The sequence below is a fragment of the Pseudomonas sp. Pc102 genome (assembly GCF_018408275.1).
Lineage (GTDB): Bacteria > Pseudomonadota > Gammaproteobacteria > Pseudomonadales > Pseudomonadaceae > Metapseudomonas > Metapseudomonas tohonis.
The window spans coordinates 3044339-3059079 of sequence record NZ_AP021905.1 but is presented as its reverse complement, the minus strand read 5'-3'; the positions used below and the strand labels follow the sequence as shown (position 1 = coordinate 3059079).

Sequence of the window (14741 nt, the reverse complement as noted above, 5' to 3'; positions counted from 1 at the left end):
AGTCGTTGCCCCAGGGCAGCTGGCGGGCCTCCCAGCCCCACTACCTGCGCATCCGCGACCAGTTGGTGACGGACCTGGCCGAAGGCGTCCTCCCCAGTGACAGCAAGCTGCCGGCGGAGCGTGAGCTGGCCGAGCGCTTCGGCTGCACCCGGGTGACCCTGCGCCAGGCCTTGCAGCTGCTGGAAACCGACGGCCTGATCTACCGCCAGAACCGCCGGGGCTGGTACGTCAGCCCGCCACGCATCCGCTACGACCCCACCGGCATCATCGGCTTCATGGAATACGTGGCGGCCCAGGGACGCGTGCCGCGTACCGAATGCCTGCACGCCGAACGCCGCCCCGCCGGCGCCTGGCTGGCCAAGCGCATGGGCCTGGAGCACCCCGAGGAGCCGGTGTTCTACCTGCAACGGCGCCGCTGGGTCGACCAGCGCCCGGTGCTGCTGGAATGCAACGTGCTGCTGGTGGACTGGTGCCCGGAGCTGCTCACCACCGACCTCAACACCTCGCTCACCCGCCTGCTGCGCGAGCGCTTCGGCCGCGTGCAGTCACGCAGCGAACTGCTCATGCATCCGGAAACGATGAACGACGTCCAGGCCGAGCTGCTGCAGGTCTCGCCGGGGTCCGGCAGCTTCTACCTGGAGCGCCTGAGCTACGGCGAGCACGGCCAGAGCGTGGAGTTCGACCAGGAATTCTGGCGCCCGGACTCCCTCGCCGTGGTCCTCGGTACCCAGCACCCGGAAGCGGTCCGGCACCCATGAGTCAGCGCGACGTACGACCGCGAGTCCGCCCCTGGTCGACAGCCCCTAGCGCCGCGCCCGGCGATGCGCCAGGTAGTCGAGGATGGCCGGCGCGTCCCCGGCGAACTCGATGCGCGTGCCCTTGTTCTCGCGCTGGTAGGCGTACATCGGGTCGTAGTACTCGCGCAGCAGGCCCTCGATCCAGCCACGGTGGAGTTCCACCGCACCCCTGCGACGCTGCTCGTCCAGGGCCGCCTGCATGATCAGCCGCAGGCGCTGGTAGCGTTCGCCGCCGAGGCGCTTCTGGATGTTGTCCAGGCTCTGCAGCAGGCGCTCGGCGAAGCGCTCGAAGCCCGGCTCATCGCCGTGCACGGCGCGGAACTCGGCGGCCAGGTCGATCACGTAGTCCTTGAGGATCCGTTCGATGCGCCCTTCGAGGCTGTCCTCCAGCCACACCAGCGGGAAGTGCTGCATGCCCTGGTGCAACGACAGCGGCAGCGAGCACATGCCGATCATGCGGCTTTCGTCCTCCAGCACGAACAGCTGCTGGCCACGCGCCCGGCGCTTGAGCAGGTCGATGGCCAGGCGGTTCTCGAAGTCGATCTGCGAGGGTTGCCCGGTCGCACGCTTGCCGAAGCTAGAGCCACGGTGGTTGGCGTGGCCCTCCAGGTCGACGCTGTCGGCCAGGGCCTTGACCACCTCGGTCTTGCCGGTGCCGGTCATGCCGCCCACGACGACGAACTCGCACTCGGCCACGGCCCGGTCCAGGGTTTCGATCAGGAAGGTCCGCATCGCCTTGTAGCCGCCGATCACGCGGGGGTACTCGATGCCGGCTTCCTTCAGCCACTGCTGCACGATCTGCGAACGCAAGCCGCCCCGGAAGCAGTACAGGTAGCCCTCGGGGTGGGCCTTGGCGAAGGACGCCCAGGCCTCCACCCGTTGCGCCTTGACCTTGCCGGACACCAGCTGGTGCCCGAGCTCGATGGCGGCCTGCTGGCCCTTCTGCTTGTAGCAGGTGCCGACCTTCTGCCGCTCCAGGTCGGTCATCAGCGGCAGGCTCACGGTGCCGGGGAACGCGCCCTTGGAGTATTCCACCGGGGCACGCATGTCCATCATCGGGACATCGTTGAGGAACAGCTCGCGGTAGTCGGTGGTGTTGTCGCGCATCAGAGCACCTCGACCGCGTGTCTCTGTCGCTCGACCAGCTGGCCGATCGGCGAGAGGTCCAGCCGCAGCTCGGCGGCCACGGCGAGGAACTCGGCCTCGCCTTCGGGCGCCACCGCCACCAGCAGGCCACCGCTGGTCTGCGGGTCGCACAGCAGGTCCCGCTGCGCCTCGGAGATCGGCGCGATCCTGTCGCCATAGCTGTCGAAGTTGCGCAGCGTCCCGCCGGGCACGCAACCCTCCGCCAGGTAATGCTCGACGCCCGGCAGGCGCGGCACGCTGGCGTAATCCAGCCGAGCCGTGAGGCCGGCGCCGTCGGCCATCTCCACCAGGTGGCCGAGCAGGCCGAAGCCGGTGACGTCGGTCATGGCGCGGACGCCCGCCAGGCGGCCGAAGCGCGAGCCGGGGGTGTTCAGGGTGCACATCCAGTCCCGCGCCAGGCCGACGTCCTGCTCGCGCAGCCTGGCCTTCTTCTCGGCGGTGGTGAGGATGCCGATGCCCAGCGGCTTGGTCAGGTAGAGCCGGCAACCGACGGTTCCGGTGTCGTTGCGCTTCATGTGCGCCTTGTTCACCACGCCGGTCACGGCCAGGCCGAAGATCGGCTCCGGCGCGTCGATCGAGTGGCCGCCGGCCAGCGGGATGCCCGCCGCATCGCACACCGCGCGGCCTCCCCGGATCACCTCGCGGGCCAACTCAGGCGGCAGCAGGTTCACCGGCCAGCCGAGGATGGCGATGGCCATCAGCGGGTCGCCGCCCATGGCGTAGATGTCGCTGATCGCGTTGGTCGCGGCGATGCGGCCGAAGTCGAAGGGGTCGTCGACGATGGGCATGAAGAAGTCGGTGGTGGAGACCACCCCGCGCTCCTCGTCCAGGGCGTACACCGCGGCGTCGTCACGCGAGGCATTGCCGACCCACAGGCGCGGGTCGAGGTTCTGTGCGCCGCTGCCGGCCAGGATCACGTCCAGTACCTTGGGGGAGATCTTGCAGCCGCAACCGGCGCCGTGGCTGTACTGGGTCAAACGGATCGGCTCGTTCATTGCACACCTCGTGATTCTGATGGCGGCGGATTTTAGCAAAGCTGGCGTTTCACACCTCCATCCCTATAATCGCCGCCGATTCGGCTACCCTCTGCAAGCGCGCACGGCGCGTGACTGCGAACCTTTTCCGCCATTGAACCGGAGAATCTTCATGCTCAAGCGCATCCTGGCCGCCACCGCCGGCCTCGCCCTGTCCCTGTTCACGCTGGCCACCCAGGCCGCCGACGTGCTGCGCGTCAGCGCCATCCCCGACGAAGCCCCCACCGAGCTGCTGCGCAAGTTCGAGCCGCTGGGCGCCTACCTGGAGAAGACGCTGGGCATGAAGGTCCAGTTCGTCCCGGTCGCCGACTACCCGGCGGTGGTCGAGGCCCTGGCCACCGACCGCCTGGACATGGCCTGGCTGGGCGGCTTCACCTTCGTCCAGGTGCGCCTGAAGACCGGCAACGCCATCCCGCTGGTGCAGCGCGAGCAGGATGCGCAGTTCACCAGCAAGTTCATCACCGCCAACCCGGAGGTGAAGTCGCTGGCCGACCTCAAGGGCAAGACCTTCGCCTTCGGCTCCATCTCCTCGACCTCGGGCAGCCTGATGCCGCGCTACTTCATGCTCAAGGACGGCATCAAGCCCGAGCAGTACTTCAGCCGCATCGGCTATTCCGGCGCCCATGACGCCACCGCCGCCTGGGTCCAGGCCGGCAAGGTGGACGGCGGCGTGCTGAACGCCAGCGTGTGGGACAAGCTGGTCGCCGCCGGCAAGGTCGACACCGCCAAGGTCAGGGTGTTCGCCACCACACCGGCCTACTACGACTACAACTGGACCGTGCGCGGCACCCTCGACCCGGCCCTCGCCGAGAAGATCAGGAAGGCCTTCCTCGCCCTCGACCCGGCCAACCCCGAGCACAAGGCGATCCTCGACCTGCAGGCCGCCAGCCGCTTCATCGAGACCACCCCGGACAACTACAAGGGCATCGAGGAAGCCGCCCGCGCCGCCGACCTGCTGAAATGAGCCTGCGCCTTGAGGGCGCCTGCCTGCAGCACGGCAATGGGGTCCACGCCCTGCGCGGCATCGACCTGCGCATCGCCCGCGGAGAACGGGTCGCCATCATCGGCCCCTCCGGCGCAGGCAAATCCAGCCTGCTGAACCTGCTCGCCAGCGCCCTGCAGCCGAGCGCGGGCCAGGTGGAGGCGCTCGGGCAGAACCCCTGGCAGCTGTCCTCCCGTGCCCGGCAGCATCTGCGCTCGCGCATCGCCCTGATCCACCAGTCGCCACCGCTGCCGCCCCGGCAGCGGGTGGTCACCGCCGTGCTCGCCGGCAAGCTCGGCCAATGGGGGCTGGGCCGCAGCCTGCTCAACCTGCTGCATCCACTGGACATCCCCGGTGCACGCGCCGCGCTGGCGCGCCTGGACCTGGCCGACAAGCTGTTCGCCCAGTGCCAGCAGTTGTCGGGAGGGCAACTGCAACGCGTCGGCATCGCCCGGGCGCTGTACCAGGCGCCGGAGCTCCTGCTCGCGGACGAGCCGGTTTCCGCGATGGACCCGGTGCTCGCGGACCACACGATGCGCGTGCTCTGCCAGCACGCCGAGGCCCATGGCATGACGCTGGTGGCCAGCCTGCATGCCGTGGAACTCGCCCTGTCGCACTTCCCGCGCATCGTCGGCGTGCGCGAGGGGCGCATCGCCTTCGATCGCCCGGCCGGCGAGGTCGACCAGGCGCTGCTCGACGCCCTCTACGCCAATGAGCAGCTGCAGTCCCCGCAGCCTCGGGCCGTGACCCTGCAATTGCAGATTCCCCGATGCTGAGAGCCGATCACCGCGACCCCGCCACCCTGCCCCGCCTGCTGCTGGCGCTGCTGGCGGTGGCCCTGCTGTGGCCCGGCATCCGCCTGGCCGAACTGGACCCCGGCGTGCTCCTTGCCGCGGACAGCCAGAGCGAGATGGGCCGCTTTCTCGCCGGCTTCTGGCCACCTGCACACGACCCGGCCTTCCTGAAGCTGCTGCTGGACGCCACCCTGCAGACCCTGGCCATCGCCACCGCCGGCATGGTCCTGGCGCTGCTGGTCGCGGTGCCCGCCGGGCTGCTCGCCAGCCGTGCCCTGTCGCTGTCGGCGGCCTCCCGGGGCGGCCATCCCGGCGTGCTCGGCCGGGCGTTGCGCTGGCCGGTCCGGGGGCTGCTCATCGTCCTGCGCAGCGTGCCGGAAATCGTCTGGGCACTGCTGTTCGTGCGGGCCGTGGGCCTCGGCCCGACCGCAGGCGTGCTGGCCATCGCCATCACCTATGCCGGCATGCTCGGCAAGGTCTATGCGGAAATCCTCGAGTCGGTCGACCAGCGCCCCATGCACGCCCTGCTGCAGGGCGGCGCCGGGCGCCTGGGCGCCTTCTTCTACGGGCTGCTGCCGAACGCCGCTGCCGAGCTGACCTCCTACACCGTGTACCGCTGGGAGTGCGCCATCCGCGCCTCGGTGGTGATGGGGTTCGTCGGCGCGGGCGGGCTGGGTCAGCAGATCGACCTGTCGCTGCGCATGTTCGCCGGCGGCGAGGTGGCGAGCATGCTGCTGACCTTCCTCCTGCTGGTGCTGCTGGCGGACCTGCTCAGCCGCGTGCTGCGTGGGAGGCTGGCATGAAGCGCCTGGTCGACACCGCCCTGCTGCTGGCGATCCTCGCCGCCGTCATCGCCTCCTTCCTCTACCTGGGCCTGGACCTGCCGGCCCTGGGTGAGGCGGGGAACCTCAAGCAGATGGGGGCGTACGTGATGCGCTTCCTGCAGCCCGACCTCAGCGACTCCCACCTGCTGGCCATCGCCCGGGGCGCGCTGGAGACCCTGGCCATGTCGGCCCTGGGCACGCTGCTCGCCGCGCTGCTGGGCCTGCTGCTGGCGCTGCCCGCCGCCGGGCGCTTCGGCACGCTGCCGCAGGGCCTGACCCGCCTGCTGCTCAATGGCCTGAGGGCGATACCCGAGCTGGTATGGGCGGCGCTGATGGTTCTCGCCGCCGGCCTCGGGCCCAACGCCGGCACCCTGGCCCTGGCCCTGCACACGGCGGGCGTGCTCGGCCGCCTGTTCGCCGAGGCGCTGGAGAACACGCCGAGCGCCCCGGCCGAAGCCATTCGCCTGCAAGGCGGCGGCCAGGTCGCGGCCTTCTGCTACGGCACCCTGCCCAATCTGTGGCCGCAGTTGCTGGCCTACTCGCTGTACCGCTGGGAAAACAACATCCGCATGGCCAGCGTGCTCGGCTTCGTCGGCGCCGGCGGCCTGGGGCAGATGCTCTATGTCAGCCTCAGCCTGTTCCAGGAAGCCCGCGCCAGCACCGTGATCCTGGCCATGCTGGTGCTGGTGCTCGCGGTCGACGCCCTGAGTGGCTGGACCCGCCAGCGCTGGGTGCGGGCCTAGCGCCTGCGGTGTCGGCGGTGCCTGCTGGCCGCCGTCAACCGAACGAGGGCATCGGCCCCAGCGAATGCAGGATCCAGGCGATCCCGCCCGCGGCGGCGAGGCCCAGCACCGCGATGCCGATGAACAGCCATTTCAGGACCTTCGGCAGCACGGACGGCCTGGGCCTGGGCACCTGGGCCTCCAGCGCCAGCCGCGCGTCCTCGGCGCATCGCACGCACGGGCGGTGCACCTCGAAGACGAGGAACCCGCAGTGGTCACAGACCTTCATGGCCGGCCATCGCGGCCGGGGATGGACACGGCCGGGGTCACTTCAGTTCCAGCAGGCGGGTGGCCTGGGAGGAGTCGTCCAGGGACAGGTGGATCACGCCGGCACGGGTCGGGAAGTTCGGCGAATCGTCATCGGTGTTCTCCATCACCGGGATGTCGATCAGGGTCTTGTCGCCTGCGGGGTCGCTGACCAGCCGGGCGTTGAGCTTCTCGATCGAGCGCCAGCTGTCGCCACCGATGCGCACCACGTCGATCAGGCTGTAGTGCGGCACGCCCTCTTCGTTCGCCTCCGGGGTGAAGGCCGCCAGGAACTGGGCGTAGTTGTTGCCCATGCCGAAGCCTTCGACGGTGAACACCGCCAGGGTGACCTGGCTTTCCTCGCCGGTATCCAGGGTCTGGGTCATGGTCGCCTCCGGGTAGCCGGTGGCGTAGCTGTCCCTGAGCAGCTCCACCAGGCGCCCGACCTGCTCCTCCAGCGCCTTGGGCACCGGTTCCGGGTCGGCGGCGAGGGTCAGGGAAGAGGCGAGAAGCAGGCTGAGGGGCAGCAGGCGCAATTTCATCAGGTGGAGTCCGCAATAGCTGGAGGGGGCGTTCTGGCGCGGATGTTAGCGTCCGGCTAGGAAATTACCGCCGACCAGTGCTCGCCCCGCTGCGATGGGCCTGCACGCCGCGCCGGTCAGCGGGCTTTGCGCAGCCTGTCCAGGCGCTCCAGGGTCGTCGCGTCCGCACCGGGGCCGGGGCGAAGGCCCAGGTCCTTCAGGGCGAGGGGCTCACCATCACTGTCTACCAGCTGCAAGGGCGCGAGGGTCGCCCCGGTTTTCCGGTTGATGGGTATCAACGGGGGGCCCTCCGGCAGCGGGTTCCATTCATCCCCCCACTGGAGCATGGCAATGATGATGACGTGCAGGGCCCGGCCCTTGTCGGTCAGGGTGTATTCGGTGCCGGTGCCGACCGGTGTCTTGATGATGATCGAGTGTTCCTGAAGCAGCTTGAGGCGCTTGGAAAGGATGCCCTTGGAAATCTCCAGGTTGCGCTGGAATTCGTCGAACTTCGTCGTTCCCCAGAGCAACTCGCGGATGATCAGCAGGTTCCACCAGTCGCCCAGCACGTCCGTGGAACGGGCGATGGAACAGTTTCGATCTTCGAACGTGACTCTTTCCACGGTGAAGCCTCCGTCGTGGGTGCGGTTGAGCGGTTATCGAGAAAGCGATTGACAGGTTTCATGATAGCACCTAGTTTTCCGCTCAATGGTTCTGTAATAGAACCTGACGGAAATCTTCCCTTCGAGGTCTATCCATGATCAAGCAACTCCTGGGCGCGACGACCCTCCTCGTCGTCGCGGCCGCACAGGCCGCCCCCCAAGACACCTGCGTCACCAATGAACTGGACGAGAGCGTGATCACCGCAGAAATGGCACTGGTGGTGGGCAATTGCCATATGGCCCGTGCCACGCAGGACGGCAGCGTAGCGGCGCTGGAATACGCCCACAGCTGGTTCCAGCAGGCTCGGAAGCTCGGCGCAAGTGAGGCCCAGAAGCATCTGGACGCCGCCGAACGGCAGCTGCAGCAAGCGGGGCAGGCAAATGACTAAGCCACGCGTGCTCTCCGCCCTGATGGCCACAATGGCACTGGCGGCCAGCTTCACCGCTGCCGCCGAAGCGCTCACACCGCTAGGTGCCGAGGCGGCCGGTAACGCCGACGGGTCCATCCCCGCCTGGACCGGCGGGTTCAGCCGCGGCATCACCTGGAACGACATCCCGAAGCAGTTCGTCGACCCCTTTGCCGGCGATCCGGTGAAGTTCTCCATCGACGCCAGCAACTATGAAACCTACCGGGACAACCTGACGCCCGGGCAAATCGAACAGTTGCGCCGCAACCCGGACGGCTACCGGCTGAACGTCTACGAAACCCGGCGTACCGCCCGGTATCCCGAGCATGTCTACGAGGCGGCGCGCAAGAACGCGCAGACAGCCAGGCTGGCACCCGGCGGCAACGGGGTGCTCGACTACGAGGGCTACGTGCCGTTCAGCCACCCCAAGAGCGGCGTGGAAGTGTTGTGGAATCACTTCATGCGATACCGCGGCGGCAGTCTGTTCCGCGAACACACCCAGGTGATCACCCAGCCCAGCGGCGCGTTCAGTGAGGTCCGGCTCGAAGACCGCGCCGCCTGGCCGGAAAACCTGACCGGCTTCGACCCGGTGCGCGATGCCAACATCATGATTTTCTCGACCCAGAAAGTGACGGCCCCGGCGCGCCTGGCGGGCAACATCCTGCTGGTGCACGAAACCGTCGACCAGGTTGCACAACCACGCCTCGCCTGGCTCTACAACTCCGGGCAACGACGCGTCAGGCGTGCCCCGCAAGTGGCCTACGACGGCCCCGGCACCGCGGCGGACGGCCTGCGGACCTCCGACAACTACGACATGTACACGGGGTCGCCCGATCGCTACGAGTGGGTGCTCGAAGGCAAGCAGGAACTCTATATCCCCTACAACAACTACCGGCTGACCAGCCACGAGCTCACCTCGGCCAAGCTGATCGAGAAGGGGCACCTCGCACCGGAATACCTGCGCTATGAAAAACACCGGGTGTGGAAAGTGGTCGGCACGCTGAAGCCGGGGATGCGCCACATCTATGCCAAGCGCGTGTTCTATATCGACGAGGACACCTGGCAGATCGCCCTGGCGGAGCACTACGACAGCCGTGGCGAACTGTGGCGCTTCTCCGAGGGCTTCCACGTGCAGTACGACTACGCCGACACCCCCTGGTACGCCGGTGAGGCGATCTATGATTTCAGCAGTAACCGCTACCTGGTGTTCGGGCTGATCTATAACAGCGCGCAACCCATCACCTTCGGTTTCAAGGCGAGCAAATCGGAGTTCACTCCCGCCGCCCTGAGAGCACAGGGGATCCGCTGAACCCGCACCTCGACATTCAACCATCGAGCCGCGCGCAGGCCGATAGCGCCCGCGCGGCTGAACAGGTGATACCCATGAAAGCCTTCGTCATCGAACGTTATGGAAAGCAGGAGCGCCTGAAACCGGCGGACGTGCCGGAGCCCACGCTCGGCGAGCACGATGTGCGGGTGCAGGTCCACGCCGCGAGCATCAATCCGCTGGACATCAAGCTGAAGAGTGGCGCTCTCAAACGGGTCGTGCCCCTGCGCATGCCGCTGGTCCTGGGCAACGACCTGGCCGGCGTGGTGAGCCAGGTCGGCGCCAAGGTCACGGCCTTCAAGCCAGGCGATGAGGTCTATGCACGCACCGACACCGCGCGCATCGGCGCCTTCGCCGAATACATCGCCGTGGCCGAGGCCAACGTCGCCCCGAAACCGGCCGGCCTGAGCATGGAGCAGGCGGCCTCCCTCCCCCTGGTCGCCCTGACCGCCTGGCAGGCGCTGGTAGAGAAGGCCAACCTGCAGAAAGGCCAGAAGGTTTTCGTGCATGCGGGGTCAGGCGGGGTCGGGAGCATCGCGATCCAATTGGCCAGGCACCTGGGCGCCAGCGTGGCGACCACCACCAGCACGGCCAATGTCGCGCTGGTGAAAAGCCTTGGCGCCGACATCGTCATCGACTACCGCAAGGACGACTTCGCGAAGACCCTGCGTGGCTACGATGTGGTCCTGCACAGCCTGGGCACGGATGAGCTGGAAAAATCCTTGAGCGTGCTCAAGCCAGGTGGCCTGCTGATCTCCATCTCGGGCCCGCCGGACCCGGACTTCGCCAGGAACGCCGGCATGCCCAAGCTGGTGCAACTGGTCATCCGCCTGATCAGCCGGAAGATCCGCAAGCAGGCCAGGCGGCACCAGGTCCGCTACTCGTTCCTGTTCATGCAGCCCAGCGGCAGGCAATTGCGCGAGCTCGGCGAGATCATCGGCGACGGCGCGATCCGGCCGGTGATCGACAAGGTCTTTGCGTTCGAGGAGACGGACGACGCCCTGGCCTACGTCGAGACGGGCCGCGCCAGGGGAAAGGTCGTGGTCAGGGTCCGGCAGCCCGTGCACGCCGCCACACCGGACCCCGTCGCCCACTGACGAGGCCGCCGCCCGTGCGATGGCACGGGCGGCGTGCCCGGGTGCACCTATCGCAGCGGCGCCTCCGCCTCGCGCAGGTGCTCGCTCAGGCCGTCGCAACTGGCCGACCAGTCCTGCAGCCACCCTGGCAACGCCGGCGATTCGTCCACGCCCAGTTCACGCGCGAACTCAGCAGGCGCCACGGTGCCCTTTGGGCCGCGGAACAACCCCCGCATCACCACCACCGCGATCACCCGCTGGTCCTTGACGAAGCGGTGCTCCATGAAGCTCCACTTCTCGTCCCAGCCCAGCATCCGCGAGTGGATCTCGAAGCGCTCGAACAGCTTAAGCTCGCGGCGGAACTTGCCCCACACATCCCCCACGATGGGCAGCGCACGATGCCGCAACGCCACGCGATAGGCGCCGCTGCGCAGTACGTAATCCATCCGCCCGATGTCGGCCAGGGTGAAATAGCGGCCATTGGTGACATGCCGGTTGAGGTCCAGGTCCAGTGGCCATACGCGCAGCCGCACCACGGTGGTGGCGAGCCCGTGTACGGGTTTGCGCCAGGGGCGGCGCAGCAGCATCAACAGAAGGCGAAACCATAGGTTCATCTAGCGAACACCTGTTTGAACGACGAGTGCCGCACTCTAGAGCGCGCGGTTGCGATAAGGTAGGTGCACAAATGACTAATACCATGCGACTTGCGCAAGAGAATCCCCATGCACGTCACGCTCCTGCTCGCCCAGTACAGCTCGCACGCCAGCGCCGCCCTGGCGCTGGAGATACTGGATGCGGCCAATCGCTTCGCCGCCCCCGCCCCCGCGCCATTCACCCTGAGCGTGGCTTCGCTGGACGGGCAGCCGGTGGCCAACGCCTCGGGACGGACCATGGCGGTGGACGCCGCACTCGATGACGTGGCGCGAACCGACCTGGTGCTGATTCCCGGCTTCCTCTTCAGCCTGCGCGAGGCCCTGCCGGCTTTCGAACGGTATCGCGCCTGGCTGCGCCGCCAGCACGGACAGGGGGCGGTCATCGCATCGATGTGCACGGCAAGCTTCATGCTCGCCGACACCGGGCTGCTCGACGGCGTCGAGGCCACCACCCACTGGGCCTTCGCCGACCTGTTGCGCCGTCGCTACCCGGAGGTCCGGCTGGACGAGCGGCGCATCATCTGCGAGGACGGCCGCCTCATCAGCAGCGCCGGCGCGAGCGCGGCCATGGACCTGCTGCTGCACCTGATCCGCCGCTTCGCCTCGCGCGAGCTGGCCCAGCAGTGCAGCCGCTACCTGCTGATCGACGGCACGCGCAGCGAGCAATCCGTCTATGTCAGCTGGTCGATGCCGCGTGGCCATGGCGACGAGGCGGTGCTGCGCGTGCAGGACTGGATGGAGGCCCACTTCGCTGCCCCGCTGGGCATCGACGAACTCGCCGCGCGCTTCGGTTTCGGCGTGCGCAACTTCAAGCGGCGCTTCAAGGACGCCACCGGCTCCACGCCGCTGGCCTACCTCCAGGCCTTGCGCCTGGAGAAGGCCAAGCAGTTGCTGGAGACCACGCGCCTGGGCTTCGACGAGATCACCAGCCGCGTGGGCTACGAGGACAGCAACTCCTTCCGCCGCCTGTTCGGCCAGCGTGTCGGCATTTCCCCGGCAGCCTTCCGCAAGCGCTTTTCGCGGGCCGCATGACCGCGCCCCGGCGTTCCGGGGGTTGACTTCCGTCGGGCGGACGGCTTCCATGCCGTCCCCCTGAAGGGAAGGCATCACGCGCCGCCCGGCGTAAACTGCCCGCCTGGCCACACCGCCCTCCTTCACCGCTCGACTCCTTACGCCGGTATCCCGCATGGAAATCAAGGTCAATTTTCTCGACAACCTCCGCCTCGAAGCCAAGTTCGACGACTTCACGGTGATCGCCGACCAGCCGATCCGCTACAAGGGCGACGGCTCGGCGCCGGGGCCGTTCGACTACTTCCTGGCCTCCTCGGCCCTGTGCGCGGCGTACTTCGTCAAGCTGTACTGCCAGACCCGCGACATCCCCACCGACAACATCCGCCTGTCGCAGAACAACATCGTCGACCCGGAGAACCGCTACGCGCAGATCTTCAAGATCCAGGTGGAGCTGCCGGCCGACATTTCCGAGAAGGACCGCCTGGGCATCCTCCGCTCCATCGACCGCTGCACGGTGAAGAAGGTGGTGCAGCAGGGCCCCGAGTTCATCATCGAAGAGGTGGAGAACCTCGACGCCGACGCCCAGGCGCTGCTGATCCCCACCAGTGGCGGCCAGCGCACCTGCATCCCCGGCAAGGACCTGCCGCTGGAAGAGACCATCGCCAACCTCTCCGGCCTGCTCGCCGGGCTGGGCATGAAGATCGAGATCGCCTCCTGGCGCAACATCGTGCCCAACGTCTGGTCGCTGCACATCCGCGACGCCAGCTCGCCAATGTGCTTCACCAACGGCAAGGGATCGACCAAGGAAAGCGCCCTGGCCTCGGCCCTGGGCGAGTTCATCGAGCGGCTGAACTGCAACTTCTTCTACAACGACCAGTTCTGGGGCGAGGACATCGCCAACGCCGACTTCGTCCACTACCCGAACGAGCGCTGGTTCAAGCCCGGCCCGAAGGACGCCCTGCCGGCCGAGATCCTCGACGAGCACTGCCTGGCGATCTACAACCCGGACGGCGAGCTGCGCGGCTCGCACCTGTACGACACCAACTCCGGCAACACCGCGCGCGGCATCTGCTCCCTGCCCTTCGTGCGCCAGTCCGACGGCGAGACGGTGTACTTCCCGTCCAACCTGATCGAGAACCTCTACCTCAGCAACGGCATGAGCGCCGGCAACACCCTGGCAGAAGCCCAGGTGCAGTGCCTGTCGGAGATCTTCGAGCGGGCGGTCAAGCGCGAGATCCTCGAAGGCGAGCTGGCGCTGCCGGACGTGCCCCAGGCCGTGCTGGCCAAGTACCCCGGCATCCTCGCCGGCATCCAGGGCCTGGAGGAGCAGGGCTTCCCCGTGCTGGTCAAGGACGCCTCCCTGGGCGGTGAATTCCCGGTGATGTGCGTGACCCTGATGAACCCGCGCACCGGCGGCGTATTCGCCTCCTTCGGCGCCCACCCGAGCTTCGAAGTGGCGCTGGAGCGCAGCCTCACCGAACTGCTCCAGGGGCGCAGCTTCGAGGGCCTCAACGACCTGCCGCAGCCGACCTTCGAAAGCCACGCGCTGACCGAGCCGAACAACTTCGTCGAGCACTTCATCGACTCCAGCGGCGTGGTGTCCTGGCGCTTCTTCAGCGCCAGGGCCGACTACGAATTCGTCGAATGGGACTTCTCCGGCCAGGGCGAGGACGGCAACGCCGAGGAGGCCGCCACCCTGTTCGGCATCCTCGAAGACATGGGCAAGGAGGTGTACATGGCGGTCTACGACGACCTCGGCGCCAACGCCTGCCGCATCCTCGTGCCCGGCTACTCGGAGATCTACCCGGTGGAGGACCTGGTCTGGGACAACACCAACAAGGCCCTGCTGTTCCGCGCCGACATCCTCAACCTGCACCGCCTGGGCGACCGCGAGCTGAAGTCGCTGCTGCGCAACCTGGAGAACACCGAGGTCGACGACTACACCGACATCACCACGCTGATCGGCATCGAGTTCGACGACAACACCGTGTGGGGCCAGCTGACCATCCTGGAGCTGAAGCTGCTGATCCACCTGGCGCTGAAGAAATTCGAAGACGCCAAGGAACTGGTGGAGGCCTTCCTCCAGTACAACGACAACACCGTCGAGCGCGGCCTGTTCTACCAGGCCCTGAACGCGGCGCTGGAAGTGACCCTGGACGACGACCTGGACATGGCCGACTACGAGGCCAACTTCCGCCGCATGTTCGGCAACGAGCGCATGGACGCGGTGCTGGGCTCGCTGGAGGGCAGCGTGCGCTTCCACGGCCTGACGCCCACCAGCCTGAAGCTGGAAGGTCTGGACCGGCACCAGCGCCTGGTCGATAGCTACAAGAAGCTGCATGCGGCGCGGGCCAGGGCAGCGGCTGCCAACTGACCGGGCGGCCGCAATCCGCGAGCCTCGGCTTGCGAGAGGTGGGTTCAGTGGCCCCCGGGTTCGCGGGGGTGACGCGCCAGGAGCCGGCAATGACCGAGGCGCTCG

The 14741-nt window shown here is 67.7% G+C and carries 16 protein-coding genes; 10 read left to right on the top strand and 6 right to left on the bottom strand.

Going from position 1 to position 14741, the window contains the following annotated elements:
- Window positions 1-5: 5 nt before the first annotated feature.
- A complete protein-coding gene (locus tag PHLH3_RS14200) occupies window positions 6-758 on the top strand; it encodes a UTRA domain-containing protein (RefSeq protein ID WP_213630556.1) in 753 nt (250 codons plus the stop codon).
- A 45-nt stretch (window positions 759-803) separates the two neighbouring features.
- On the opposite strand, the gene mnmH is transcribed toward PHLH3_RS14200, so the two are convergent.
- The gene (gene mnmH, locus PHLH3_RS14195; protein ID WP_213630038.1) at window positions 804-1904 is read right to left on the bottom strand and encodes a tRNA 2-selenouridine(34) synthase MnmH; all 1101 of its coding nucleotides are present in this window, start codon (window positions 1902-1904) and stop codon (window positions 804-806) included.
- Window positions 1904-2938 carry a selenide, water dikinase SelD gene (selD, locus tag PHLH3_RS14190; protein ID WP_213630036.1) on the bottom strand — a complete coding sequence of 345 codons (1035 nt, stop codon included), beginning with the start codon at window positions 2936-2938 and terminating at the stop codon, window positions 1904-1906. The genes mnmH and selD overlap by 1 nt, the downstream gene beginning before the upstream one ends.
- Before the next feature lie 151 nt (window positions 2939-3089).
- Here selD and PHLH3_RS14185 point away from each other — a divergent pair, with 151 nt between their 5' ends.
- Genes PHLH3_RS14185 through phnE form a run of 4 tightly spaced genes read left to right on the top strand, consistent with a single transcriptional unit; the run spans window position 3090 to window position 6320 of the window.
- Window positions 3090-3941 (top strand): putative selenate ABC transporter substrate-binding protein, encoded by an 852-nt coding sequence (locus PHLH3_RS14185; RefSeq protein WP_213630034.1) that lies wholly within the window; start codon window positions 3090-3092, stop codon window positions 3939-3941.
- Window positions 3938-4735: an ATP-binding cassette domain-containing protein gene (locus PHLH3_RS14180; RefSeq protein ID WP_213630033.1), complete on the top strand. Its 798-nt coding sequence runs from the start codon at window positions 3938-3940 to the stop codon at window positions 4733-4735. Before PHLH3_RS14185 ends, PHLH3_RS14180 begins: the two co-directional genes overlap by 4 nt.
- Window positions 4729-5556: an ABC transporter permease subunit gene (locus PHLH3_RS14175; RefSeq protein WP_213630031.1), complete on the top strand. Its 828-nt coding sequence runs from the start codon at window positions 4729-4731 to the stop codon at window positions 5554-5556. The genes PHLH3_RS14180 and PHLH3_RS14175 overlap by 7 nt, the downstream gene beginning before the upstream one ends.
- Window positions 5553-6320: a phosphonate ABC transporter, permease protein PhnE gene (gene phnE, locus PHLH3_RS14170; RefSeq protein ID WP_213630029.1), complete on the top strand. Its 768-nt coding sequence runs from the start codon at window positions 5553-5555 to the stop codon at window positions 6318-6320. Before PHLH3_RS14175 ends, phnE begins: the two co-directional genes overlap by 4 nt.
- Before the next feature lie 34 nt (window positions 6321-6354).
- Here phnE and PHLH3_RS14165 read toward each other — a convergent pair whose 3' ends face one another.
- From PHLH3_RS14165 to PHLH3_RS14155, 3 genes are all read right to left on the bottom strand, one after another.
- Entirely contained in the window at window positions 6355-6588 is a 234-nt protein-coding gene (locus PHLH3_RS14165; protein ID WP_213630027.1) for a hypothetical protein, read from the bottom strand.
- A 37-nt stretch (window positions 6589-6625) separates the two neighbouring features.
- Window positions 6626-7147, bottom strand: coding sequence for a hypothetical protein (locus PHLH3_RS14160; protein WP_173175663.1), 522 nt, complete (start codon window positions 7145-7147; stop codon window positions 6626-6628).
- A gap of 116 nt (window positions 7148-7263) precedes the next feature.
- On the bottom strand, window positions 7264-7749 hold the full coding sequence (locus PHLH3_RS14155) for a helix-turn-helix domain-containing protein (protein ID WP_213630025.1): 486 nt from the start codon (window positions 7747-7749) through the stop codon (window positions 7264-7266).
- A gap of 134 nt (window positions 7750-7883) precedes the next feature.
- On the opposite strand from PHLH3_RS14155, the gene PHLH3_RS14150 reads away from it, so the two are divergent.
- The 3 genes from PHLH3_RS14150 to PHLH3_RS14140 all read left to right on the top strand — a co-directional run bounded on the left by PHLH3_RS14150 (window position 7884) and on the right by PHLH3_RS14140 (window position 10619).
- Window positions 7884-8177: a hypothetical protein gene (locus tag PHLH3_RS14150; protein ID WP_213630023.1), complete on the top strand. Its 294-nt coding sequence runs from the start codon at window positions 7884-7886 to the stop codon at window positions 8175-8177.
- Complete coding sequence (locus PHLH3_RS14145; protein ID WP_213630021.1) at window positions 8170-9504, top strand: DUF1329 domain-containing protein; 1335 nt, start codon at window positions 8170-8172, stop codon at window positions 9502-9504. The genes PHLH3_RS14150 and PHLH3_RS14145 overlap by 8 nt, the downstream gene beginning before the upstream one ends.
- Before the next feature lie 74 nt (window positions 9505-9578).
- Window positions 9579-10619, top strand: a complete 1041-nt coding sequence (locus PHLH3_RS14140; RefSeq protein WP_213630019.1) for an NADP-dependent oxidoreductase — start codon at window positions 9579-9581, stop codon at window positions 10617-10619.
- A gap of 47 nt (window positions 10620-10666) precedes the next feature.
- Here PHLH3_RS14140 and PHLH3_RS14135 read toward each other — a convergent pair whose 3' ends face one another.
- Window positions 10667-11212, bottom strand: a complete 546-nt coding sequence (locus tag PHLH3_RS14135; RefSeq protein ID WP_213630017.1) for a thioesterase family protein — start codon at window positions 11210-11212, stop codon at window positions 10667-10669.
- 108 nt (window positions 11213-11320) lie between these two features.
- Here PHLH3_RS14135 and PHLH3_RS14130 point away from each other — a divergent pair, with 108 nt between their 5' ends.
- Complete coding sequence (locus PHLH3_RS14130) at window positions 11321-12283, top strand: helix-turn-helix domain-containing protein (RefSeq protein WP_213630015.1); 963 nt, start codon at window positions 11321-11323, stop codon at window positions 12281-12283.
- A 154-nt stretch (window positions 12284-12437) separates the two neighbouring features.
- Window positions 12438-14636, top strand: a complete 2199-nt coding sequence (locus PHLH3_RS14125; protein WP_213630013.1) for an OsmC domain/YcaO domain-containing protein — start codon at window positions 12438-12440, stop codon at window positions 14634-14636.
- The last annotated feature ends 105 nt before the right edge of the window (window positions 14637-14741 follow it).

Excerpts from the sequence above, each read along its gene's own strand:
- mnmH (WP_213630038.1), bottom strand. The coding sequence starts at position 1,904 with ATGCGCGACAACACCACCGACTACCGCGAGCTGTTCCTCAACGATGTC.
- PHLH3_RS14145 (WP_213630021.1), top strand. The coding sequence starts at position 8,170 with ATGACTAAGCCACGCGTGCTCTCCGCCCTGATGGCCACAATGGCACTG.
- PHLH3_RS14175 (WP_213630031.1), top strand. The coding sequence starts at position 4,729 with ATGCTGAGAGCCGATCACCGCGACCCCGCCACCCTGCCCCGCCTGCTG.
- phnE (WP_213630029.1), top strand. The coding sequence starts at position 5,553 with ATGAAGCGCCTGGTCGACACCGCCCTGCTGCTGGCGATCCTCGCCGCC.
- selD (WP_213630036.1), bottom strand. The coding sequence starts at position 2,938 with ATGAACGAGCCGATCCGTTTGACCCAGTACAGCCACGGCGCCGGTTGC.
- PHLH3_RS14165 (WP_213630027.1), bottom strand. The coding sequence starts at position 6,588 with ATGAAGGTCTGTGACCACTGCGGGTTCCTCGTCTTCGAGGTGCACCGC.
- PHLH3_RS14180 (WP_213630033.1), top strand. The coding sequence starts at position 3,938 with ATGAGCCTGCGCCTTGAGGGCGCCTGCCTGCAGCACGGCAATGGGGTC.
- PHLH3_RS14150 (WP_213630023.1), top strand. The coding sequence starts at position 7,884 with ATGATCAAGCAACTCCTGGGCGCGACGACCCTCCTCGTCGTCGCGGCC.
- PHLH3_RS14130 (WP_213630015.1), top strand. The coding sequence starts at position 11,321 with ATGCACGTCACGCTCCTGCTCGCCCAGTACAGCTCGCACGCCAGCGCC.
- PHLH3_RS14185 (WP_213630034.1), top strand. The coding sequence starts at position 3,090 with ATGCTCAAGCGCATCCTGGCCGCCACCGCCGGCCTCGCCCTGTCCCTG.
- PHLH3_RS14160 (WP_173175663.1), bottom strand. The coding sequence starts at position 7,147 with ATGAAATTGCGCCTGCTGCCCCTCAGCCTGCTTCTCGCCTCTTCCCTG.
- PHLH3_RS14125 (WP_213630013.1), top strand. The coding sequence starts at position 12,438 with ATGGAAATCAAGGTCAATTTTCTCGACAACCTCCGCCTCGAAGCCAAG.
- PHLH3_RS14135 (WP_213630017.1), bottom strand. The coding sequence starts at position 11,212 with ATGAACCTATGGTTTCGCCTTCTGTTGATGCTGCTGCGCCGCCCCTGG.
- PHLH3_RS14140 (WP_213630019.1), top strand. The coding sequence starts at position 9,579 with ATGAAAGCCTTCGTCATCGAACGTTATGGAAAGCAGGAGCGCCTGAAA.